The sequence below is a fragment of the Citrobacter amalonaticus genome, assembly GCF_002918555.1.
GTDB lineage: Bacteria > Pseudomonadota > Gammaproteobacteria > Enterobacterales > Enterobacteriaceae > Citrobacter_C > Citrobacter_C amalonaticus_A.
The window spans coordinates 329,805-353,432 of the sequence record NZ_PQMB01000003.1 but is presented as its reverse complement, the minus strand read 5'-3'; the positions used below and the strand labels follow the sequence as shown (position 1 = coordinate 353,432).

Sequence of the window (23,628 nt, the reverse complement as noted above, 5' to 3'; positions counted from 1 at the left end):
ATGATGACATTCTCCAGCATCAAAGCCTCGGTATGAGATGAAAAGTATTTACGCAGAATATGATAACACACCTGAAGTTCAGGGATATTATCAGTGGTCAGAAATGTGATCTCCGGAGGAGCAGGCCAGCGGGTGCTGGCCTCAGACATCAATGATGTTCCAGCACGCCCTGCGCCGCAGGCAGGTAGCGCAGTGAGAAGTAGACCCGGTCTTTGCCACAGGAGGAGCGCGCGCGCAGCAGCGAGGCTATCTCTGCGGAGGTCTTTGGTTTGGCAACAAATGTCTGACCGCTGCCCGCCATAAACAGTTCGTAGACGATGCCGCTGGCAGGCGTTGACGACTGACATCCGGTGGTTGCGTTCAGGTACAGGTCACGCTGTGCGGCGCTTAATTTGCCGACGCCGCTGCCATCCTGAACCCAGACGTTCACGCCTTGTTCATGCATCTGCGAGACGAGCTGGCGATAACCGTCAGGTGACATGTTGCCTGCGAAAAAACTACTGATATAGACGGGCTTACTGGCAATACCATCAAGCAGCTTGCGCGTATCCCCAAGCCATTTCAGCATTTGTTCACGAACGCCTGTTTCACGCCAGTTCAGATCGTCAATTTCGGCGCTGATATACCAGCCATCGGGGTGAATACCCGCCGCCGCCGCCCAGTATCTGGCCTGCTGAACATCTTTCACTCGCAAACGGCTCAGGTAATTTTCCAGCGCTGTAGCCGGTTGTTTCTGCCGCTCGAAGAAATCAGGATCGGCGTTGAGTCCGACAATCAGCTTCAGGCCCGCCTGCTGCGCGGCTGCGGCGCGCTTAACCAGCGCTGCGCGCTCACTCTCCTGGGTAAACGCATCGCCGTAGCGGGTCCACTGTAGGATCAGCGTATCAAAACCTTGCTGATGTAGCTGGTTCATCAACGACTGCCAGGCCGCGTCACTCACCGCGTTGTCACGCGTCTGCGGTTGCCAGAAGATACCGTTCATGGCGAAGGAGAAGGGGCTGACAAGCAGAAGCGCCAGCAAAATGGAAAAGAACTTGCCCATTACCAGTGAACTCCAATGGTGAGAAACGCGTTGTTGCGATCCCCGCTACTTTGATTAATGGTGTTGAAAGTGCGCTGATATTCCACGCCGAGGCTGACTTTGTGCGGCCAGGCGTCGTAATGCGTCTCTCCGCTCCAGATATTCCAGCGCACGCCGACGCCGCCAATCTGTGCCCCTTGCGTCGCTTTGTCGCGATAGCCGTTCTCCTGAACGTGCGCGTAGGGTTCGACCGTTTGGCCGTGCGCCACTTTTTGGTGCCAGCTTACGCGATAATCAGCCGTCCAGGCCTGGATATCCTGGCGGACATACTGCGCCGCATCCAGGTAGAGGTTTTGCGCAAACCACCCCTGACCATCAGGGTGCCACTCATCGCTATATTTTCCGCTGTTGAAGAACGAGGCGCTCGCTCGCAGCATGGTATCCGCTTCGCCGCGGTGACGATCCAGTGGAAACTGCTGCTCAATGGCCAGGAAAGCGACATAATCACGCAGCGGCTTCCAGCGAAGACCGGTGCCTGACATGGGATTTTTCACCGGCATTACGACGCCACTTTCACCCGTATCGCCAAATATGCGGCTGTATACCGACAGCAGATCGCCATCCAGCAGCATATTGCGCCCAAGGCGATATTCCGCTTCAAGCTGACCATAGCTGCGATAACTTTTACCCGGAGCAGAACCGCCCACGTTGTTGTTGGCTGAATTCATCGCCCCTGAACGTAGCCCAACGGAGGTGTCAAAATTAACGCTCCAGCGGCGCGCCACGTCTTCGTGCAGACGACGGAAGTTAAAGTGCTGCTGTTTTTGTTCGGGCGTGAGTGTGTCCACCTGCTCCAGATTCTCAATATCATCAATAACCTGGCGGGCATATTCTTGCGTACGCGGGACGTCGTTCAGTCGCTGGTTGACGTAGGCGAGCTGTTTAACGATCGCCGGATCGTCAGGCTGCGCCTTATGTGCTTTTTCCAGCATTTCCCGCGACTGCGCATTATCGCCAGCGTCCCAGAGTGCGTAGCCGAGCGCCGCCTGCGTGGCGCTGTTATCAGGTTCTAACGCCAGGGCACTGCGCAGATCGCGGATGGCGGCAGGCGTCTGCTTCAGCTGTCGATATACCGCGGCGCGGGCAGCATAGGCATTTGCGGACGGTTGGAGGGTGATGGCGCGGGTTAAATCCTCGAGCGCCAGCGCCGGCTGTTCCGGCAGATAACGCTGAGCATGCAGCCACCAGTACTGCGCGCTGTTATCCAGCCCACGTTTTTGTGCTTCTTCAAGCCAGCGATCGCGCGTTTCGCTATCGCCTGCCGCCTGGGCGGTATTCGTCGCGGCAATCAGATCGTCATTGCTCATCTCGCGGGTGGCGAGTTTTTTCCAGGCTTGCAGAGCGGTGGCATAATCCTGTACCTGAAACGCCTGATAAGCGACGGCCCGGTGATGCCAGACATCAGGCTTGCGGGTTTCAGCCTGTTGGAAGTCATAAAGCGCCATTCCGGGCACATCGTCGCGCAAGCACTGGGCCAGCCTGCTCCAGGCGGCGGCATCGTAGGAGGCTGACATATCGCCGAGCAGGTTGCGTATCGTCTGACAATTCGCCGCCAGGCCCGGGAGCTGACTTTGCAGCTGACGCAGGTCTGCGGAAGAGAGCGGCTGCGACAGGCGGGCGATTTGCGTGGGGGTCGCCCAGTCAGGATGCGCATTCAGCAAACCGGAAAGGCGGACCATCAGCGTGCGTGCGGTCTGTGCATCCCCGTGAAAAGGATAACGTTGTAACAGTAAATGGGTCGCTTCGCGGGACTGACCGGCCTGCATCAGTTGCCACGAAAGTTGATCCAGCCGTGTCAGGTCGGCAGGGTTTCGGGCATAGCTCTGACGTGCCAGACGCAATATCTCCGGGTGATTTTGTGTCGCCAGAGCGATCGCATAGCGCTCATCCGTCATCTCATCAGCCGGAAGCTGGTTCAGTATTTTTTGCGCGCTGGCGTAATCTCCGGCCTTGATCATTGCCGGTAACGTTGTCCCCGCCAGATACTGACGGTTTTCAGCAAACTGAGCGGAGTAGCCAGCCAGCGCCTGTTTCGGTTGCGCGCTGTAGCGCGATAGCAGATACAGCCAGCTTTTTTCTTGTTCGGGGGTCTGAAACGCAGGAGGCGCGCTTTGCAGATACGACTGCAAGCGTGCCGCGTCGCCGCGTGCCGCCAGCGCCGTTGCGAACGCGATACGGTTATCCGGCGTATTGAAGATCCCTTGTGATTGCAGCGCCTGCATTCTGTCGTCCAGATGCCCGGCCATTAGCACGTCAAACCACTGCTGGCGTTCAGTGACGCTGAGCGTGTCTCGCGACTGGCTGAACAGCTCCTCTGCCAGCGACCACTGTTTAAGGTAGATTGCCCGCTGCAGCAGATCGTTGCGTAGCGCTTTCCCCTGCGGCGTCGCGGCGAACGTGTGGTCGTCCAGCTGTTGCCTGGCAATGGGTAACTGCTCAAGACGGAGCGCATTTTGTCCGACTTCGCTCCGGCAGCGTGCTGACGGTGAAGCCTCGCAGGCTTTCTGCTGTGCGAGCAGTTCTGCCACGGTATTGACCGGTTTCACCTTCACGGGGATGGCGTCCAGACTCTGCTGCAATCGGGCATCGCCGGGATTACGTTTGAGCTGTTCCGTCAGCAGCAGCTGTGCGCGATCGTTATGACCAAAATGACGATATGCCTCAGCCAGATACAGCGTCAGGGGAACGTTATCCGGCACCTGTTGGTGAATATATTCCAGTTCGTGGATAGCCGTTTTTTCATCATTATTCTTTTGCGCTTTCAGTGCCTTTTCCAGACGCGGATAAATGACAAAGTGACGGTAGTCGCTTAGCCCCAGCGCTTCTGCGCTGGTTCCGCTGGCCGCGTTACTGACGGTTTCCGCCAGCGCGGCGTGACTCAGAAGCGAGGTAATAAACAGACCAGACAGGCCGATGAGGCGATTGACGTTATTCTGCTTCATGGACTGACTCCAGTTCTGCGATCTGCTCCGCGGTGAGTCCCGCGTTCATTAACAGTGATTGCAATGACACCTGCAATGTCTCCTGGATTTCCAGTACGCGCGTCAGCGTCTCCTGACTGATGACGCCTTCTTCAACCAGAAACTGACCAAACGGTTTTTCGCTCCGTTCGTGACGCAGCAACAGAACGTTAATCGCCGAGCGGTTGATATGACCCAGCGTCCTCAATACTTCGGCAAACAGGAACTGACGAGGGACAAATTGCTGCCAGATCTGCTCTGCACTCTGCGGGCTTATCCAGTGTCGCTGTACTGCTTTGTCCAGCATTTGCCTGTCGTCCTCGCTACGACGGCGTGCGTACCAGTGGCGTAAACCGACAACGACCTGGCCGCGCAGAACAATCACATAACGGACGGCGCGGTCAACCTTACGGGATAAGGCGGCCAGGGAGACAGGATCCAGACCGTCCTCGCTGCCCACGACCATGACGCCGTTTTCAATGCGCAATGGCAGGACCGCGTAATGCAGTGCGACGGTGGCGGGCATTTCGGCGATCAAGGATTGCGGTATATCCCAGGCGTCAACGGATTCCCATTGCACGTTGTTTTGTTCCGCCAGCGCCCTGGCCAGCTGTTCTGCATTGATTAATCCCTGCATCAGCATTGATCCCCCGAGACGCAAACCCTGGATACGGTTGGTTAGTGCGTGTTCCAGTTGGGCTTCGGTAATCGCCTGATGTTCAACCAGCAGCTCGCCCAATGGACGCAATGCACGGTTTTCTCCGGTGACGCTGGGGAAATCATGGGTGGTTTTATCCCAGGCGACGCGGCGCGGATCGCCATGCTGAATGACTTGCTTGAGTGCGCGCCAGTTCGCCATAAAGTTGATCAGATTGCCCCAGAACAGGCGCAAAACGGAAAGCAATCCTTGCGCCAGACCATAATAACCGGTCACGAAAATCACGCGCTGGAGGATGCGGTTCGCCATCAGGCCAAAGTTCAGCCATAGCAGCGTTATCAGCCACGGGCCGCCGGTAAAGATTGACAGGAATTGCCAGGCATCCGGCCACAGGTTTTGGTAAATCAGCAGCAGCAAGAGCTGGAGCATGATGAACATGGCCAGAAAGCTCAGGAAGTTACTGATTGCGCCTTTGCGATCTCGCCAGAGGAAATAGTTTAACGTCGGGCTTGAGGTCCATTTGTGGGTTTTGAAGCCCTGGAAAACGATGCCGATAATCCAGCGTGATTTCTGCCTGACCGCAGTCGTAAAGGTATCGGGAAAATATTCGCGCACGCAGATAACGTTTGAGGTACGCGAGCGTTGCAGGAATTTATGTCGTTCACCGGCTTGCGAGTCTTCCACTACCGGGAAGCGTACAAAAATCTCCGTCATTCCTTTCTCTTTCAGACGGAAGCCAATGTCGTAATCTTCGGTAAGACTCTGCACGTCGAACGCAATACCGTCACCGTCGGCCAGCAGTGCGGCAACGGCGCGGCGGCTGAAACAGGTACCGACGCCGGCGCTGGGGACCTGTCCGGCGATGGCTTCTCGTACCGGAACATCTTTACCATGCAGTTCCGAAAACTCATCGATGTAAGACATACTGGTAAAGTGTGTCCATTTGCGTTCAAAAGGATAAACAGGGATCTGAATTAAATCCTTACGGTCCACGAGGTAGTTGAACAGCCGTAATTCCATTGGCGAAATGACATCTTCGGCATCATGTAAAATAAAACCGGCGAAAGAGAAGTTCGCGCTGCGTTCAAATTGGGTAATGGCATCCAGGATATTGTTCAGGCAATCAGCTTTGCTGGTGGGACCGGGACGTGCGCAAACGACTTTATGCACATTTGGAAAGCGGGCGCAGACTTCATCCACATCGCGCTGGGTATCGGGATCGTTAGGGTAGGTGCCAACAAAAATATGGTAGTTTTCGTAGTCCAGCGTGGTTGCCGCCAGCTCAGCCATATGACCAATAACGCCGGTTTCATTCCAGGCTGGGACCATGATGGCTAAGGGCTTTTCATCGGGTTTGTAGAGTTCGTGGTAATCCATTCTGGGATAGCGGCGATAAATGCTCATGCCGCGCTTTAGCCGTCGCAGCCAGTAAACGATATCAATGAAAAGATCGTCCAGCCCGCTGATTAACATCATTATCGCGAGGGCAATAGCGATAAATTTTAACCCATAAAGATAAGTTGAAAAAACATCCAGAAACCACTCCACACCGCTATCCTGTATCAACTGTAATTATAATTGCAATTTATATATTAATGCGTTTTATGGTTTCTGACAGCTCATTTATAACGAAATAAAATAATCACAAGAAAAATAATTTTATACATCATTAATATAACAGTTATGTATCATAATGAATGATTATTGCTGGGGGGCTCGCGGAAAGCGCTGATGCCGTTATTACCCGGGATGAAGGCGTTATATTGAGGAGAGAGTCATCCCGTTTGCAGGAATAACGACTAGAGATAATAAGTCGTTGTTGTTCTGAGTGTTTTAGTCAGACTGTCAAAGACCTCAATATCGGCGGCCTGGATGGTCATTCCCGACGTTCTGAGCCGTTGAATATCGGCGGCTATCCGTTGAATTCCGAACCAGAAAAGGCCATCAAGCGCATTCACCTGTAAACCCGCCTCCAGCGCCAGACGCAGACGTTCTCGCGGTAATTTAGTCTGGCTGGCGATCTGCTGATACGGTGCGGTGGTTACCGTGCTGTTGTCGATCCGGCGTATGCGTGACGAGAGCCGATAACGAAATGTGTCAGGTGTGTTACTGAGATCGATATTGATGCTGTAAACCTGTCCGCGTCTTTTTCCATTCACCGTGACCGTTTTTTGGCTCAGCGGTAATTTGGTGCGTAATTTATCAATCAGCTGCGGGGTGCGCGTGAGGATGAGTCGAAAGGGAAGCTCAAAGCTGGTCACGTAATCCACGTTCAGCAGCGCAATACGCAGACGCTCTTCCGCTCCGGCATGTTCCCGTTGACACTCCTCAAGCACATCATTCCATTGGCTGGCGATACGGTGGGGTTCGTCGATCTCGGTGAAGCGGTATTTTTCAATCTGGTAATCGATACGCCGGGTCATCTCAATTCCCTTGTGGTATGCATTTCGCACCAATCGCGTATTTTAACAACCCGGCAGGATAACGGAAAGCCTGCCTGTTCACGAAAGCTCTGCGTCAGCGACACTGGCCAGGGATGCCTGGCGGGTTACTGGCAGCGTATCCGGCTGACGTGGTCACCGGGGTTTTCCAGCGCTATGCTTACTCTTGAAATCATAAAAATGATAAAGGCAATGTTATGGATAAGAAGCTACTGGAAGCGGGCTATCGGGTTTACACCGGCGAGGAGATCGATGTCTATTTTAACACTGAGATCTGTCAGCACTCCGGCAACTGTGTGCGCGGGAGTTCCCGGCTGTTCAATCTGAAGCGTAAACCCTGGATTGCGCCGGACGAAGTGGATACGGCAACGGTCGTGAAGGTGATTGATACCTGCCCGAGCGGTGCGCTGAAATATCGTCATAAATAAGCGAGGGGATGATGGAAATACTTGAAGGTCACAACAAGTTCTATGTCAATGATGCAGCGGGAAAACAGGTGGCGGAAATCGTTTTTGTGCCGACGGGAGAGCATTTGAGCATTATTGAGCACACCGACGTTGATGCCAGCCTGAAGGGGCAGGGAGTGGGCAAGCAACTGGTGGCAAAAGTGGTGGAAAAAATGCGTCGTGAGGGGCGTAAAATTATCCCACTGTGTCCGTTTGCAAAACATGAATTCGATAAAACACGTGAGTACGACGATATCCGCGCCTGACTGCATTGTCGGTGTAAACTGGCGTGTGCCTGTTTTCGCAAAACCGTATGTACTGACAGATGAGGTTATTACGGCGTGTGGATGATCCCTGTGTAACCATGAATCCCCATGTACAAACCGACGAGGCCGATGAGCAAACTGGAGAAATAAGGCGCTTTTCTTGCCAGCGTGTTGAAGCCGTCCCAGCGCTTCGCAACCTGCTGAATACTGATTGCCGCGCCGACTCCAACCGTCACCAGCGTGATGGCAAGGCCGAGGCTAAAGCAGAGCACCATGGTGGCGCCCAGGGTTATTGCTTTTAGCTGTATACAAATGAGCAGCACGGTAATGGCCGCAGGGCAGGGGATCAATCCACCCGTCAGGCCAAAAAGTAAAATCTGTCCGTTGCTGACCTCTTTACCGTGAAACCGACGCTGGATGTCGTGGGCATGTGCGCGTTCGTGGGCATCCTGATACTCTTTCGTCCCTTCCGTCAGATGAACTAACCCGCAACGATCGTGTGGGTGATCATGTTCATGAGGGTGATGACCATGATCATCATGGTGGTGAGCGTGTTCATGATGATGGTGCCCGTGCTGACGATCGTGGTGTATTTCTGTCAGCCAGTTCTGCTCCCCTTTCCAGGTTTTCCAGAACATCCATGATGCGGTGCCTAAAATAATGAAAGCGGAAATCAGCTGTAGCCAGGGCTCTACGGATTCAGCCGTAAATGCTTTGCTTATGTACATACCGCCCAGCGCAATAAGCCAGACGACGGCAGTATGGGAAAGCGTTGCCGCTAACCCCAGCATCACGGCCTGCCGGATTGTCCCTTTAATCGCGATGATAAAGGCCGCCATCATGGTTTTTGAGTGTCCTGGTTCAAGACCGTGCAATATGCCCAATAAGATGGCGCTGGGAATAAAGAACCAGGCGTTCCCTTGCTGAAGAAGAGTCGAAAAGTCACCCATGATAATGCGTCCTGGTTGTGTTAACTCGCCGTATTCTACTCCCCCCCAGTACTGAATACTACCCCCCAGTAGAGGCGTAATGCTATAATCCACAACGATTTATATTAAAGAGGTGCAGCTATGTCACATACAATCCGCGATAAGCAAAAGCTGAAAGCGCGTACCAGCAAGATTCAGGGGCAGGTTGTCGCTCTGAAGAAGATGCTTGATGAGCCTCATGAATGTGCTGCCGTTCTGCAACAGATTGCGGCGATTCGTGGTGCGGTGAATGGGCTTATGCGAGAAGTGATTAAGGGGCACCTGACGGAACATATTGTGCATCAGAATGATGAAACAAAGCGGGAGGACGATTTAGAGGTCATCCTGAAAGTGCTGGATTCCTATATCAAATAGCCGCGCGGTGACCACAAACGGAAGTCTGATTTCGCGCGGCAACGTAACGTTCAACATATTTATAGCCGCTGATGCATTTCAGGGTCTGTCACTGGAATGTCTCTGTATTGCCTCTTCGCACTGGCGGCAAACGGCAGGTGGGAACGCGACGTGTTCCGGCGTTTGTGGCAGCGCAAAAAATGCCTTGCCATCGCGTTGAGTAAAGCGCGACAGAAGGATTGCGCTCAGCACACGAGTCTCTTCTTCGTCATATCCCATTGACCGTCCCCTGTCCGTCCGGCAGCGGCTTTTTAACCGCGTCATTGCAAAGGCATAAGCGTGCCGTCAGCGTCCTTCATCTGCAGTGGATACACCGATTTATCACTGGAGACAGGATGGGAATGAATGAACAGCGAATTGATTCTTCCTCCCATTCTTTTCTCGATTCTCTGCTTGTAGGCATAGACACTGCGGATATCCATGTTCAGCGTTTGCGCGATCTGGTGTGGATTATTCCCTGCCACTATATTGCCCAGGACAGTGAACTCCATCTGTGTCAACGTATTGCCCTTCGTGATCGACAGATGCCGACCAATAAATACCTGGCGGATCTTCTCATTGGCGATTGCCAGTCCGTCGTCATGATAAATGATGGTTGAAATGGTCGGATAATTTTTCCGCCAGAAGTTTGCTAAAGATTGCATATTACGGTCGCTGACCAGAATGATCCCCATTTGCGTACTGGCAAGATAGTCAATCCACTCTTTATCAAGAAACAGACGTAAAAAGCTGATAGAAAAATCAACAAAAATATAACCGCGTAATCTGGCATTGTGGTTATTATTTAAAATGCCATCAATAATTCCACGATTAAAATAGACACTTTCTTCCGGCCACATACAAAAGCAGGCGTTAGCACAATATTGTAAACGCGGTGATTTTTCTGGCATTATTTTACAATGCAAAGAACAACTACTGCATGTAAGGCTTTTTAATTTGACATCCAGCCCCATGATGAGAGCCTCCCTATCCGTAGATAATTTCATAATTTCATCCGTTTTAAAATATGTCAATACTCTACAAAATTTCACTTTGTCAGAGATAAAAGCACTCGATTTCAATAATTGATACTATTCTGAATGTCAGTATTCTTTAGCGGATAAACTGGCATTCTTTATCGTTAATTCCTGGGGGGTAATGGGTCTATTGAAAATGCCATCATTTATAACCAGGAATTTTATAGCAACGACCAGGAATAGTTATATTGCAAAAATGTTTAAGATTTATCTATAAATGGCATTAATGGCTAAAAGTTGCATTTATGTTAAATTGTGTGCGCGTTTTGTAAATCTAACATTGTTTTTATTCAGAAAGTAAACTAATGTGTTTTCTGCGTTTTTCACTCACGACAATAATATCTGCCGGGGAGCAATATTGCATCATAAATGGTCTTAATTAAGATTACCTGATCTTTTTGTTTCTGCATTGGCATGATTTATAAGTATTTTTGTTATGTATGTTAGATGTACCTCGCATTACTCAATATAAATCGTGATCTCTGTTTAAGATTTTTGTAGCATACTATTCATTACATAAATGCGAGAATGCACAGAGTGTCTGACCTGTTAACACACACACAATTGTACACTATTAATAACCTGGTTTACTTTCACCCGGGAAAACGAACTCTGAAAAATAAAATCTCAGGGAGAAACACGCTGCTTCAAAGTCCTGCAAGTTTTATCCTGCACTATCTCATAATTAATAATGGGGTGGTCATTTCTCAGGGAAAGTTAATGGAAGTTGGGTGGGGGGATAAAAACAATATAACCTCTATTAATACATTGTACCAGACCGTGCTGATGCTCAGGAATGCGTTGGCTGAGGTAGGCCTGTCGCGAGATTTGATTAAAACGATAGCGCGCCGTGGAATAATGCTCTTTGCGGATATTTCCGGTGCTGAAAATACGGAGCCAATGACTGCTGATGCTGAGGTCACAATCACGGAAGAAATACCGGATCCTGGTGTGAATACTATAACCAAAAAGCCTCTTCGCGTGACGCTGTTAAGTATTTTCTTCTCGCTTTCACTCTTTTTCATTACCGTCGGTGCTATATTCAGCCTCTATTACCTGACGCCTCAGTCTTTATTCTCTTCTTATACGGTAGTCGACAACACTTCTTTCTCCTCCTGTACGCTTTTACTTAAAGAGAACAGTACGGTAGACATGCGCTACATTCAGTTTATGCAGCGGCATATGGAAATATGCCATGACAACAATTATGTTTTTCTTTCAGGAATGAAAAGTGCAAAAAACGTAGCCGCTATGGCATGTCAGGGGGATATAAGAAAAGAGAGGGACACTGAATGTACAGCCTGGTATTCGATTAATGATGAAAATTAAGATTCTGACAGGAGGCGCCATTGCGCTCATTGTTATTCTGGCTGGAACGGCAATGGGATTGTGGTATACGAATAAAATCAATCCCAAACTGGATTGTACCGGGAGCGTCGTTTGGGAGATTAATCATGAGGTTTTCAAAGGCGATATCGCCTACCAGATGCATAATAATCAGGGTGTTGTCACCGTTGCCGGTGAGCTGAAAACGGCGGAGGCCAAAGGTTATAAGATAAGTCGGGTGATTTACTTTACCTGGCATAAGATACGGAACAATTACATCATTAGCTCAAGCCGCCTGATGCGCTTTCCGTCTGATAAATTGCAGGATAAGGCCGGAGATGGCGCGTTACCTGCTATTTACCTGTCGAATAACGCCTCCTTATCCTTTCAGATAAAGCGGTATCGGGAAGGGTGGGCATTCACAACGGTGGGAGCCCCTTCACTGCTGTGCCGGAACGTTGAGTAAACGGCTCGTCAGAGCCGTTTAGTTTGAACGTCAGCCAAAGAACATCACGGATACACACAGCAGGCCAACAATCAGGGTAATCAGGTTACCCACAGAACGGTGCGCTTTTAACGCGGGGATCAGGTACGTCGATAGCGTTGGCATGATGAACAGGATCATTGCAATCAGCGGGCCGCTGATGGCGTAGATCATGGAGATAGCATTCGGATTAATGCAGCACACCACAAACGTGATTGCGGAAACCAATATGATCGACAGCGCGCGGTTAAACGCCCGGCTCTTCTTGATGCCAGCCTGATGTAATGAGGTTTTTACTACCTCCGTAGCCCCTTCAATCACGCCAAAATAGGTGCCGAGAAACGATTTCGACATTGCCACCACCGCCACGACGATCCCGGAAATAGACAGCCACGCGGGAGCGTTTGGCATCATCGACAGTGCAGACAGGATTGTCACACCTTCATGTTTCGCTGCTTCAATATAGCCGGGGGGGATCGACAGCAGGCAGCTGAAGACGAAAAACAGCACGCTCAGACAGATGATCAGGTAGGCGACTTTCATGATTTTTTTGCATTTACCCATGGCCTGCTCGCCATATTTTTCACGTCTGTCGATGGCAAACGTGGAAATAATAGGCGTATGGCTAAAGGCAAAAACCATCACCGGAATCGAGATCCATACCTGATGAAGCGTGTGTTGATCGACAGTCATCTGCCCGGTCAGGAGTGAGGGTTGCCAGCTTCCGGTCAGATAGATTGAGAGGAATAAAAAGTATGCAATGAGCGGAAAAACTAAAAAACCCATTACCCGCAGCGTGGCGTGCCGCCCCATGAGGAAGATCAGATTCAGCACGAGGACCACGCCGAGACTCACCAGCATGCGCACGCCGGGATCGACCGATACATGCTTCGCCAGTTGTTCCGTCAACGAGTTGGTAATTGCCACGGCATAAATCAACACCACCACAAAGAAGGCAATAAAGTACAGCATGGTGATCAGATTACCGACCTTTTTCCCGTAGTAGTGGGTGACCGCCCCCGTGATCCCTTCGCCGCCAGACGTTTTAGAGGAGAGGATAAACTGACACAGCGCTTTATGCGGCCAGTAGGTCAGGGGCCAGGCGACCAGCGCGGTGATGAACAGCACAATCGCCCCCGCTGACCCCAGCTGGATGGGGAGGAAAAGGGTTCCTGCGCCGACGGCAGTCCCATATAACGCGAAGCTCCAAAGAGTCTCTTCTTTTGACCAAATTTTCGACATTATTTGAACGTATCAACTATAAAATAAACAAAAAGAAGCGCAATTTACCATGAATGGCGGTTTTGGGGGGAGGCTTAAACACCGCAGGGGATAAAGAAGGAGAGTGCCGGAACCAGGACAGTTCCGGCAAACGGGAGCATTATCAGGCAGTAACGCGCTGCTGGCGACGTTTTACCAGACGGATGCGCAGAGTGTCATACGCCCAGTTATAGAGCATGGTATAGGGAAGGAAGAACAGGAAGAAGCCGATCTCCAGCGTGAACGCCTGCAGCAGGGTGACATTCAGTACATATGCCACAATGCTGACCCCGATCACGATAAAGCCGCATTCAAATCCTAACGCGTGAAATGCCCGCACTTTGGCCGTACGTTTAAGGCGATGTGACGGCCAGAAACGGTCGAACAGAGCGTTATAGATGATGTTCCAGATCATCGCCGTGGTCGCCAGGATAATGGTTAATCCCCCCATCTCCAGTGCGGATCGCTGCATCAACCAGGCCGTTACAGGAGCCAGGATCGCGGTGGCAATGCCTTCAAAACAGACGGCATGAAAAATGCGCTCGAGTAACGATCGGCGCTGTACGGTATCGTGCTGCATAACTTAAAACCTTTATTGTTCGCCCGGATAACGGAATAGCGGGAATTTTATCGTTTTATATGATATCTAAAAGATAGTATCCATCGATAAAGTAGATAGTTCATGCGTTACTCTCCCGAAGCCTTAACGGCATTTGTTGAAACGGTTTCCTGCGGTTCGTTTTCTGCAGCGGCACGGCGGTTGCGTAAAAGCCAGTCCACCGTCAGCACCGCGATTGCGCATCTGGAGGCCGATCTGGGTTTTTTGCTGTTCGATCGCTCATCGCGGCAGCCCGTGCTCACTGAAGAGGGAAAACGGGTATTGGGGTATGTGCAGGCGATCCTGACCGCCAGCGAGCGGCTGGATGAGGTCGCCCTCTCCCTTTGCGGGGAAACAGAAGCACGCTTAACGTTTGTCCTTTCCGACACGCTGCACCCGGACGTACTGGAAGAGTTAATGGTGCAGTTTGACCAGCAATTTCCGCATACTGAGTTTGAATGCCTGATTGGTGAAGATGTTGATGTGATCGATCTGTTGCAAAAGGAGCGTGCGCAGGTTGGCTTAATTGAAGCGCGGGATCGCTACCCAACGGACATCGGGGCGACGCGTCTTCCCATGCAAACCTGGATGGGAATTTATGCTGCAACTTCACATCCGTTGGCCAGCCAGCAACAATTGCAGTGGGATCAGTTGCACACCTGGCGCGAGCTGCGCCTCAATACCTATATTGAAAGTGAAAATCACGTTGCTCGCGGACCGGTCTGGTCAGCGCCGAATTATTTGCTGCTGCTGAGTATGGCGGTGCAGGGGTTTGGCTGGTGTGCGCTGCCTTGTGCGCTGGTTGAAGAGTTTGCCGCGGAAAAACCGCTGGTACAACTGGACGTAGCCGGCTGGCCGAAAGCCATCTCTATCGATCTCCTCTGGAATAAAAAATCTCCCCCAGGCGTGGCGGGAAGCTGGTTGAGATACCATTTGCAGCAGGGGCGCGTGCCCGAATAAACGTGGCTATACGAATTTCGTTTGTGATAAAAATCACCATTTTTAAACAATCAGGATAACTATTTTTAACAATGCTCTACTATTGCGATGTCATTTTGTGCCGAGGTCGTGATGAAAGAGGTTGTGATAGTGGGGGCACTGCGAACCCCTATTGGTTGTTTTCAGGGAGCGCTGTCCCGCCATTCAGCCGTCGAGCTTGGCAGCCTGGTGGTGGAAGCGTTAATGGCGCAGACGGGAGTGAGCGCCCAGGCCATTGACGAAGTGATCCTCGGTCAAGTGCTCACCGCTGGCGCCGGGCAGAATCCTGCGCGTCAGTCTGCGATTAAAGGTGGCCTACCCAACACCGTTTCTGCCATCACGATCAACGACGTGTGCGGTTCAGGGCTGAAAGCGCTACATCTGGCGACCCAGGCGATTCAGTGCGGAGAGGCGGATATTGTCATTGCGGGCGGGCAAGAGAACATGAGCCGGGCACCACATGTGCTTACCGACAGTCGCACCGGAGCGCAGCTGGGAAACAGCCAGCTGGTGGACAGTCTGGTACATGACGGGCTGTGGGATGCGTTCAACGATTACCATATGGGGGTGACCGCAGAAAATCTGGCCCGGGAATATGGTATCAGCCGTGAATTACAGGATGCCTGGGCCCTGAGTTCTCAGCAAAAGGCGCGTGCCGCTATTGATGCTGGTCGTTTTAAAGATGAGATCGTCCCGGTTGCGACGCAACGTCAGGGCCAGACGATCCATATTGATACTGATGAACAGCCAAGAACCGACGCCAGTGCTGAAGGGCTGGCGCGGCTGGATCCTGAATTTGATAAGTCCGGCTCGGTGACTGCGGGCAACGCCTCCTCAATTAACGATGGTGCAGCGGCTGTTATGATGATGAGTGAAGCCAAAGCGCAGGAGCTGAATTTGCCGGTGCTGGCGCGTATTCGTGCTTTTGCAAGCGTAGGCGTCGATCCGGCGCTGATGGGGATTGCCCCAGTTTATGCCACCCGGCGCTGCCTTGAGCGGGTCGGCTGGCAGCTGGCGGATGTTGATCTTATCGAGGCGAATGAAGCCTTTGCCGCTCAGGCTCTTTCGGTGGGTAAAATGCTGGAATGGGATGAACGTCGGGTTAATGTCAATGGCGGAGCCATCGCGCTTGGTCATCCGATTGGCGCATCGGGCTGCCGTATCCTGGTTTCTCTGGTTCATGAAATGGTTAAACGTAACGTGCGAAAAGGTCTGGCAACGCTCTGTATTGGCGGTGGTCAGGGTGTCGCACTGGCTATTGAGCGCGATTAATCCACCTTTAGATACTCCTGCCGCTGTTCTTCTCTTACATCCTGATCCGCCAGAGTCATGTCTGGAAATAAATAAAACCAGCGACACTGCATTCTGGCGACTCTGCTTTTAAAACTGATTTCCGTTAAAATTAAATTACCTCAAGATGATAAACACGCTAATTATTTCAGTGGGTGAAATAACGGCTGTTATTGTCATGGGCTTTTCATCATCTTTTATAGTATGTCGGACTTTATTTATTTTTATTTTTCAAAAAAATTTAATTCACGTTGAAATGTGATCTTTAGCATCATTTTATTCAGCAAAATCTTTGGTTTTTGATATTCATCACGTTGTGATTTGTTCATTTTTTTTGAAACAAATAATTACGATCTCGATCAATAAAATCATGTTGCATAAAAAATAAAATAAAATTCCATAAAAAAGAAACACGATTTCAAAAATGAGGATAGTCCATGTTTAAAAAAACTCTGGGTTTGGCGTCTTTAATTGGTGCATCGTTTGCAGCGCAAGCGGTCACTATCGATTTACGACATGAGTACATTGACAGTGGCGTCAATGCCGATCGCGTGTCGGTATCGCACCGTTTTGATAACGGCATAGGTTTTTCCGTAGAAGCAAAATGGAAATCCGGTGGCGACAAGGCCGACCAGCCATTCTCTGATGTCGTGGGAAATGGGCATGAAGACTCGCTTAGCTGGCGCTGGAAGGCTACGGATAACATTGCGATCACGCCTGCAATGACGCTGGAAAGTAACGATAGCCGCACCATTTATAAACCGAATATCCACTTACAATACAGTTTTGATAGTGGTTTTTATGTTGCAGCACGCTACCGCTATGAATATACCCGTTACCCTTCAAGCGACCATAAAGATGATGACAAAGTTAACCGTGGCGATGCCTGGGTCGGTTGGGTCATGGGTGACTGGCGTACAGAGTTGAACTATGTTTATGCGAAAAGCACCGAAGGCGTTACCCGTAATAATAATAAAACTTATTCGAACGAATATAATGCCAAGTTAGCCTATAAGTGGGATCAAAACTGGGCACCGTATGTAGAAGTGGGCAATGTTGGGGTGAAGACCACGGATGAACGCCAGACCCGTTTTCGCGTTGGTGTAGCCTATTCTTTTTAATAATGAATATCAGTCCTTCTGGAAAAACCGGCTCTGTGAGCCGGTTTTTTTATTGGCTGGTTTTTATTACCTACATGACCCAAATAAAAAAAGCCCTCCGAAAGGAGGGCAAGGCCAGTTACAGAAACACTAACTCAAAACAGGACACTACATTTGCAATAATTCAGGCTGTTCAGGAAGTTTAGCAATATACAGTGCGGGCTTTCCGTCTTTATCCGAGCTGAACAGCACCGCGCGATCGTCCGGGGTAAAAGACGGATGCGGGTGGGTAACCTGACGACTGTTTGCCACGGTTGCCCAGGAGGTATCGTGACGGGCAATACGGAAATGCGCTTTTTTGTTCACGTCAAAGCCGTAAAGCCAGGGATCGTTTTCGATGCTATAGCCGCCGGTATCTTTCACATCCACCGGCGTGCCGGAACCATCACCGACTAACAACGTGCCGTCGAAGTTGCTCATTAAATGTGAACACGCAGGCATTGGCATAATTTCTTCATTAACACCGGTATCCGGGTTATAGCTGGAGATTGTGCGCCCTTGCTGTCCCTTCAGATAGGAGACGTAGACCAGCGCAGAACCATCAGGCACCCAGAATTCATGAGTGCAGCTCTCACCGTCAGCGTGTTCTTTCACTTTGCGTACGTGACTGCCATCCTCATTAACCAGCCACATCCTGGCGTCGATCAGATCGTGTGGGCCTTCATGGCAGAAGGCGACGGTATTGTCATCGAAGGGACGGTAGATTGGATGCCCCAGCCAGATTTTTTCATCGTGAATAACACGGCTTTCCCCGGTACGTAAATCAACGCGCAGTAATCGACAGTGCGGGCCTTTATGGAAAAAGTCATGGAAGATTTTCCAGTCGTTGAGCGGCGTCCAGTCACTTTTAGCAATTTCGATCCCTACCAGTTTGGTGCAGTCGCTGTTTGCTACCCAGGTGCCATAGCCAACCCAGTCGTCCGGTACGCGATACACTTCACGTTCTGTCAGCGTCTTAAGATTGACTTCCAGCAGCGTGCGATCGTTTTTTACATAATACAGCGCGCTATCATCCGGAGATAAAAAACCGCCAAAGGTATTGTCGCCCGGACCTTCCGTCAATTGCACCGCTTCAGCATCCGCCAGGTTCAGTAAATAGTAGTTCCAGTGACCGTCAAACTCCCCGGCAAACAGCAGGTGACTGCCGTCATTAAAGAAGCACTTCTGATAGAAATAATTCCGGTGACACGTCACTTCCGGCGGGGTTAGTCGGGTCACTTCCACGCCAGTACCCGGATCGCGGCTTACTTCATAGTTCAGCTTGACCCGCATGCCTTTAGCCATATTTCACTCCTTTACTGCGCTGTGGATACCTGCGCTCCGCGACAGCACCCAGATTTATGATAGTTTTAAAAACAGGGTGTCAATTTATCAAAACATTGTTTCAATATGTGTGATTGACAACGCAATTTATGAGAAAAGACGCTTAAAAAGCGCTTGAAGATTGTTGGATGTCCAGTGATGCGTATGGCTTTTCGGCAATATTTTCTTTTTATTATATTGTTTTAAAAGAATATTTATAAAAATGGTTAAGCGTTTGGCTGGGGGTTCGTGATCGTACTTACACTTTTGATAATAAGATGCAGAAAAAGTGAAACAACGTTTTACTTAATATTGAAAAGGTGTTCCTTGAGGCTTATCATTAGCGCATACAGAAAACGGAACCGCGTTTTGCTATCCGTTTAGTCATTCACGGACATTTATCATTGGAGGTAAGCGTGGACGTCAGACAAAGTATTCACAGTGCGCATGCTAAAACGCTGGATACCCAGGGACTGCGCAATGAATTTTTAGTTGAGAAGGTGTTTGTTGCCGACGAATACACCATGGTTTACAGCCACATTGACCGCATTATCGTTGGCGGCATTATGCCGGTCGTCAAAACGGTGGCCGTGGGTAGTGAAGTCGGTAAGCAGTTGGGCGTCAGCGACTTCCTTGAACGCCGCGAATTAGGGGTGATCAACATCGGCGGTGCGGGCACGATTACCGTAGACGGTAAGTGCTATGAAATAGGTCATCGCGATGCGCTGTATGTCGGTAAAGGGGCAAAAGAGGTGAGCTTTGCAAGCGTCGATAGCACAACGCCAGCGAAGTTCTACTATAACTGCGCGCCAGCCCATACGACATACCCCACCAAAAAAGTGACTCCGGCAGACGTTGCACCAGTGACTTTAGGCGACGACCTCACCAGTAACCGCCGTACCATCAACAAATATTTTGTTCCGGACGTGCTGGAAACCTGTCAGCTCAGTATGGGCCTGACGGAACTGGCGCCGGGCAATCTGTGGAACACCATGCCGTGCCACACCCATGAACGCCGCATGGAAGTCTATTTCTACTTCAATATGCAAGAAGACGCCTGCGTCTTCCATATGATGGGGCAGCCTCAGGAAACGCGCCATATCGTGATGCACAATGAGCAGGCGGTGATCTCTCCGAGCTGGTCAATTCACTCCGGCGTTGGGACTCAGGCTTATACCTTCATTTGGGGAATGGTTGGCGAAAACCAGGTCTTCGATGACATGGATCACGTTGCGGTAAAAGACCTGCGCTAGTCGCGGGCGATCACTCTGTCTGTCCGTGACAGGCAATAAAAAAATAAGGAGTTACAATGATTTTGAATGCATTCTCCCTTGAAGGTAAAGTCGCAGTTGTGACTGGTTGTGACACTGGCCTGGGACAGGGTATGGCTCTGGGCCTGGCGGAAGCGGGCTGTGACATCGTCGGTATCAACATTGTTGAGCCGAAAGAGACCATTGAACGCGTGACGGCGCTCGGACGTCGCTTTTTAAGCCTGACTGCCGATCTGCGTCAGATTGACGGCATACCGGCATTGCTGGATCGCGCCGTGGCTGAATTCGGTCATATTGATATTCTGGTGAACAACGCAGGTCTGATCCGTCGTGAAGATGCGATCGACTTCAGCGAAAAAGACTGGGATGACGTAATGAACCTGAACATCAAGAGCGTGTTCTTCATGTCTCAGGCGGCGGCGAAGCACTTCATTGCGCAGGGCAACGGCGGCAAAATTATCAATATCGCCTCCATGCTCTCCTTCCAGGGCGGTATCCGCGTGCCTTCTTACACCGCGTCAAAAAGCGGCGTGATGGGCATAACCCGTCTGATGGCGAACGAGTGGGCAAAACACAACATTAACGTCAATGCGATCGCGCCGGGCTATATGGCGACCAACAACACCCAGCAACTGCGCGCTGACGAACAGCGTAGCACGGAAATCCTGGACCGTATCCCGGCGGGACGTTGGGGTCTGCCGAGCGATTTGATGGGACCGGTGGTGTTCCTGGCATCCAGCGCCGCGGATTATATTAACGGTTACACCGTTGCCGTAGACGGCGGCTGGCTGGCACGTTAATACGCCTTCCTGGCTTTAGGTTTTTTAAGAGACCGCTACGATTATCGTGGCGGTCTTTTTTTATCTCCCTGGCACTTTGCTTACAGGTGCTGAACTAACCGGTGTTTTATATACAGCCATTTGTCACCACGGGCTCTGCCATCAGCTTTGTCATCAATGTATAGCAAATTGTCTCTGTGGGGCGTGGTGCAAAATCCAGCCAGGGATCGGCCGGCTAATGTCAGAGCTTGCTACCAGAATTTGATCAAGATGCCTGAAGCGGCGGTGCAAAACAAAGCCGGGCGTAAACGTGTAATGGAGATTAAACCTGAATGGAAGTCATTGTTACTGCGCCGGAATTGCTGACAGAGGGGCATATCCTCCAGCCTTTCGATTGTGGCAATGAAAATCAGCTTTTCGTTATCAGCGTGGAAAGTCTAAAGCGTGTAGCGGGGGGAGAGGGAGCAGGCTGAGACGCCTGCTCCTGGGCTTATTTAGCGCATTGCGCGTTTCAGAATGCGTTCTGCCTGGCGCTGGAAGTCAGCTGCCGCTTCTTCCACGGTTTTCTGACCGTAGTCGATATACTGCAGAGAAGTCCCGAACTGGGCCACAATCTGCGGATCGTCAAAGTACGGCGAAACGGAGAGTTTAGCGGGCAGGGACTGCGCCAGACGCAGGCCTGCTACTGACGGATCGTCCTCTTTAATGGTGCCATCCTGAGTCAGGATCTCCACCGCCGCTTTGCTCAGCGGTACGCCACGCTCCAGTCCCAGCGTCTCCACGCCTGCTTTGTTGTTCAGCAGGAAGTTGACGACTTTCGCTGCCGCTTCCGGGTTCTTCGTTGATTTACCAATAGAGAGCATCTGCGCAGGTTTAAAGAACAGGCCCGCGTCGGTTGCGCCCGGCAGCATCGGGTAATTACCCAACTCGAGCTTAGCCGGTGGCTTCAGGTTGTCGGAATACTTGGTGATAGTGGAGTTCCACATGTAGGTACCCGCCCATTCTCCCTGGATCCACGGCTTCATTTCATACATGTTGCTCTTACCAAATGACGCATAGTATTTGGTGTCGGGCATCACGTGGCTGTCGATAAGATTTTTGTAAGTCTGGAATAACTCTACCCACTGCTCTTTGCTGTAGGAGAATTTCTTCGCCTTCTCATCCACTGCCGGAATGTTGTATTTCTGAATCATGTAAGAGTTCAGCAGCGCCAGCGTATCCTGATGCTCCAGCACAACCGGATAGTACTGTTTACCCAGCTTGCTTTCGAAGGTTTTACCCGCCGCCATCAGCTCTTCCCAGGTGTTGGGGTACGCAACGCCCGCTTTCTTCCAGGTTTCGTCGTTAAAATAGAACACGCGGGCGGTAACGGAAATCGGCAGCCCGTTCAGCTTGCCGTTAACCGTCGTCGTTTGCAGCTCTTTAGGATCGAACTGGCTTAAGTCGATCACATCCTTCAGTTTGTTCAGATCGTAAAATCCATCGCCATTCTTCGAGAAAATTGGCAGCCAGTTCCAGTTGGTCTGCATCACGTCCGGCTCGGTGCCGCCCGCAATCTGCGTGGTCAGGCGGGAGAGATGACCATCCCAGCCGGTATATTCTGCTTTAACGTTAATATCCGGGTTCTGCTTATGGAATTCCTCTAACGCCTTCAGCGTAACCTGGTGACGACCATTGCCGCCCCACCAGGACATGCGTAAATCAACGTTCTGCGCCATCGACGGCAGCGCAGTTAGTCCCAGAGTAGCGGTGATAGCGGCGCTTAGCAGCACTTTTTTCATTTTTATAACTCCAGTCAGAGAGAGATGTTCTGTTCAGTTTTTGCGTCAAAGATATGACACTTTTTCATGTCGAACTTGAAATACACTTTGCGATGAAGTCCCTTTTCAATCATCGGTTTCGCTTCATCAGAAGGAATGCGGGCCGTCAGTTCGTAGTCGGCAACTTTCAGGTACACAAAGAATTCATGCCCCATGTTTTCCACGCGCACCATTTCCCCGCTGCAACCACCTTCAGCGAAAGGTTCATCAGAAAGCGAGACAAATTCCGGGCGAATACCGTAGAACACCTCCTGCTGCTGATAGGCGGAGAGCTTGTCCTGCAACGTTTCGCCAAGCGGCATCGTTTCGTTGCCGATGGTCAGGGCCAGACGACCCGCGTCATCCACCAGCTTACTGGCCCGAATATTCATCTCTGGTGCGCCGATAAACCCGGCGACGAACATGTTTTTCGGCTTGTGATAAAGGTTATCCGGGGTATCCACCTGCATAATGTGTCCCAGCTTCATCACGCAGATGCGATCGCCCATGGTCATCGCTTCGGTCTGATCGTGGGTAACGTAAACGGTGGTCGCCGGTTTACCCGATTTCTTCAGCTGCTTGTGCAGATCCGATATACGGATGCGCATTGAGGCGCGAAGTTTGGCATCGAGGTTAGAGAGGGGTTCGTCGAACAGGAACACATCCGGTTTTTTCACGATTGCACGACCGACCGCGACGCGCTGAGCCTGACCACCGGAGAGCTGGCGCGGCAGCCTGTCCAGCAGCTCTTCCAGTTCGAGGATTTTGGCGGCTTCATTCACCTGCGCCTCAATTTTATCTTTCGGCAGCTTGCTCAGCTTCAGGCCAAATGCCAGATTCTCGCGTACCGTCATGTGCGGGTAGAGCGCATAGTTCTGGAACACCATCGCAATCCCACGCTCTTTTGGCGCGAGGTTATTGACGATCTTCTCGCCGATACGCACTTCGCCGCCGCTGATGGTTTCCAGCCCGGCCAGCATACGCAGAGTCGTGGACTTGGCGCAGCCGGACGGCCCGACGATCACCATAAACTCCCCTTCTGCGATTTTCAGGTCGATACCATGTACCGCTTTGAAGCCGTTGGAGTAGACTTTTTCCAGTTTGTTGAAAATAACTTCAGCCATGATATTT

23 protein-coding genes are annotated in these 23,628 nt (G+C 51.0%); 11 read left to right on the top strand and 12 right to left on the bottom strand.

All coding sequences use genetic code 11. The features are described 5' to 3' along the window. Positions 1–148: 148 nt before the first annotated feature. The 4 genes from C3432_RS14235 to C3432_RS14220 all read right to left on the bottom strand — a co-directional run bounded on the left by C3432_RS14235 (position 149) and on the right by C3432_RS14220 (position 7,122). A complete protein-coding gene (locus C3432_RS14235) occupies positions 149–1,042 on the bottom strand; it encodes a DUF4434 family protein (protein ID WP_103777258.1) in 894 nt (297 codons plus the stop codon). Continuing rightward, the gene (locus C3432_RS14230; RefSeq protein ID WP_103777257.1) at positions 1,042–4,023 is read right to left on the bottom strand and encodes a phage receptor; all 2,982 of its coding nucleotides are present in this window, start codon (positions 4,021–4,023) and stop codon (positions 1,042–1,044) included. Before C3432_RS14230 ends, C3432_RS14235 begins: the two co-directional genes overlap by 1 nt. After that, positions 4,010–6,247 carry a cyclic di-3',5'-guanylate-activated glycosyltransferase NfrB gene (gene nfrB / locus C3432_RS14225; RefSeq protein WP_103777256.1) on the bottom strand — a complete coding sequence of 746 codons (2,238 nt, stop codon included), beginning with the start codon at positions 6,245–6,247 and terminating at the stop codon, positions 4,010–4,012. Before nfrB ends, C3432_RS14230 begins: the two co-directional genes overlap by 14 nt. A gap of 251 nt (positions 6,248–6,498) precedes the next feature. Continuing rightward, positions 6,499–7,122 carry a DNA-binding protein gene (locus C3432_RS14220; protein WP_103777255.1) on the bottom strand — a complete coding sequence of 208 codons (624 nt, stop codon included), beginning with the start codon at positions 7,120–7,122 and terminating at the stop codon, positions 6,499–6,501. A 215-nt stretch (positions 7,123–7,337) separates the two neighbouring features. On the opposite strand from C3432_RS14220, the gene yjdI reads away from it, so the two are divergent. Beyond that, entirely contained in the window at positions 7,338–7,568 is a 231-nt protein-coding gene (gene yjdI / locus C3432_RS14215; protein WP_103777254.1) for a 4Fe-4S mono-cluster protein YjdI, read from the top strand. Between the two features lie 11 nt (positions 7,569–7,579). Continuing rightward, positions 7,580–7,852, top strand: coding sequence for a GNAT family N-acetyltransferase (locus tag C3432_RS14210; RefSeq protein ID WP_103777253.1), 273 nt, complete (start codon positions 7,580–7,582; stop codon positions 7,850–7,852). Between the two features lie 68 nt (positions 7,853–7,920). Here C3432_RS14210 and C3432_RS14205 read toward each other — a convergent pair whose 3' ends face one another. Further along, the gene (locus C3432_RS14205) at positions 7,921–8,802 is read right to left on the bottom strand and encodes a nickel/cobalt efflux protein RcnA (protein ID WP_103777252.1); all 882 of its coding nucleotides are present in this window, start codon (positions 8,800–8,802) and stop codon (positions 7,921–7,923) included. Positions 8,803–8,922: 120 nt separating this feature from the next. Between C3432_RS14205 and rcnR the strand changes: the two genes are divergently transcribed. Further along, positions 8,923–9,195: a Ni(II)/Co(II)-binding transcriptional repressor RcnR gene (rcnR, locus tag C3432_RS14200; RefSeq protein WP_103777251.1), complete on the top strand. Its 273-nt coding sequence runs from the start codon at positions 8,923–8,925 to the stop codon at positions 9,193–9,195. Positions 9,196–9,273: 78 nt separating this feature from the next. On the opposite strand, the gene C3432_RS14195 is transcribed toward rcnR, so the two are convergent. Beyond that, positions 9,274–9,453, bottom strand: coding sequence for a hypothetical protein (locus tag C3432_RS14195; protein ID WP_103777250.1), 180 nt, complete (start codon positions 9,451–9,453; stop codon positions 9,274–9,276). 41 nt (positions 9,454–9,494) lie between these two features. Further along, positions 9,495–10,187, bottom strand: a complete 693-nt coding sequence (locus C3432_RS14190; protein ID WP_103777249.1) for a helix-turn-helix transcriptional regulator — start codon at positions 10,185–10,187, stop codon at positions 9,495–9,497. Positions 10,188–10,778: 591 nt separating this feature from the next. Between C3432_RS14190 and C3432_RS14185 the strand changes: the two genes are divergently transcribed. After that, a complete protein-coding gene (locus C3432_RS14185) occupies positions 10,779–11,579 on the top strand; it encodes a winged helix-turn-helix domain-containing protein (RefSeq protein ID WP_103777248.1) in 801 nt (266 codons plus the stop codon). Further along, complete coding sequence (locus tag C3432_RS14180; protein ID WP_103777247.1) at positions 11,566–12,042, top strand: hypothetical protein; 477 nt, start codon at positions 11,566–11,568, stop codon at positions 12,040–12,042. The genes C3432_RS14185 and C3432_RS14180 overlap by 14 nt, the downstream gene beginning before the upstream one ends. A 30-nt stretch (positions 12,043–12,072) precedes the next feature. Here C3432_RS14180 and C3432_RS14175 read toward each other — a convergent pair whose 3' ends face one another. Continuing rightward, on the bottom strand, positions 12,073–13,302 hold the full coding sequence (locus C3432_RS14175) for an amino acid permease (protein WP_103777246.1): 1,230 nt from the start codon (positions 13,300–13,302) through the stop codon (positions 12,073–12,075). Between the two features lie 142 nt (positions 13,303–13,444). Next, positions 13,445–13,900 carry a multidrug/biocide efflux PACE transporter gene (locus C3432_RS14170; RefSeq protein ID WP_103777245.1) on the bottom strand — a complete coding sequence of 152 codons (456 nt, stop codon included), beginning with the start codon at positions 13,898–13,900 and terminating at the stop codon, positions 13,445–13,447. Between the two features lie 102 nt (positions 13,901–14,002). On the opposite strand from C3432_RS14170, the gene C3432_RS14165 reads away from it, so the two are divergent. The 3 genes from C3432_RS14165 to C3432_RS14155 all read left to right on the top strand — a co-directional run bounded on the left by C3432_RS14165 (position 14,003) and on the right by C3432_RS14155 (position 17,307). Then, the gene (locus tag C3432_RS14165) at positions 14,003–14,878 is read left to right on the top strand and encodes a LysR family transcriptional regulator (protein ID WP_103777244.1); all 876 of its coding nucleotides are present in this window, start codon (positions 14,003–14,005) and stop codon (positions 14,876–14,878) included. A gap of 111 nt (positions 14,879–14,989) precedes the next feature. Further along, on the top strand, positions 14,990–16,168 hold the full coding sequence (locus tag C3432_RS14160) for an acetyl-CoA C-acetyltransferase (RefSeq protein WP_103777869.1): 1,179 nt from the start codon (positions 14,990–14,992) through the stop codon (positions 16,166–16,168). Between the two features lie 455 nt (positions 16,169–16,623). Beyond that, positions 16,624–17,307 carry an oligogalacturonate-specific porin KdgM family protein gene (locus tag C3432_RS14155; RefSeq protein ID WP_103777243.1) on the top strand — a complete coding sequence of 228 codons (684 nt, stop codon included), beginning with the start codon at positions 16,624–16,626 and terminating at the stop codon, positions 17,305–17,307. 147 nt (positions 17,308–17,454) lie between these two features. Here C3432_RS14155 and C3432_RS14150 read toward each other — a convergent pair whose 3' ends face one another. After that, complete coding sequence (locus C3432_RS14150; protein ID WP_103777242.1) at positions 17,455–18,630, bottom strand: oligogalacturonate lyase family protein; 1,176 nt, start codon at positions 18,628–18,630, stop codon at positions 17,455–17,457. 434 nt (positions 18,631–19,064) lie between these two features. On the opposite strand from C3432_RS14150, the gene kduI reads away from it, so the two are divergent. The 3 genes from kduI (at position 19,065) to C3432_RS28340 (ending at position 21,171) form a co-directional block, all read left to right on the top strand. Further along, positions 19,065–19,901 (top strand): 5-dehydro-4-deoxy-D-glucuronate isomerase, encoded by an 837-nt coding sequence (gene kduI / locus C3432_RS14145; RefSeq protein ID WP_103777241.1) that lies wholly within the window; start codon positions 19,065–19,067, stop codon positions 19,899–19,901. A gap of 56 nt (positions 19,902–19,957) precedes the next feature. Further along, positions 19,958–20,719, top strand: coding sequence for a 2-dehydro-3-deoxy-D-gluconate 5-dehydrogenase KduD (kduD, locus tag C3432_RS14140; RefSeq protein WP_103777240.1), 762 nt, complete (start codon positions 19,958–19,960; stop codon positions 20,717–20,719). Between the two features lie 311 nt (positions 20,720–21,030). Continuing rightward, positions 21,031–21,171, top strand: coding sequence for a hypothetical protein (locus C3432_RS28340; protein WP_374755468.1), 141 nt, complete (start codon positions 21,031–21,033; stop codon positions 21,169–21,171). 21 nt (positions 21,172–21,192) lie between these two features. Here the strand turns inward: C3432_RS28340 and C3432_RS14125 are convergent, their stop codons facing one another. Then, positions 21,193–22,479, bottom strand: a complete 1,287-nt coding sequence (locus tag C3432_RS14125) for an ABC transporter substrate-binding protein (protein WP_103777238.1) — start codon at positions 22,477–22,479, stop codon at positions 21,193–21,195. A 14-nt stretch (positions 22,480–22,493) separates the two neighbouring features. Further along, positions 22,494–23,621, bottom strand: coding sequence for an ABC transporter ATP-binding protein (locus tag C3432_RS14120; RefSeq protein ID WP_103777237.1), 1,128 nt, complete (start codon positions 23,619–23,621; stop codon positions 22,494–22,496). Positions 23,622–23,628 lie beyond the last annotated feature (7 nt).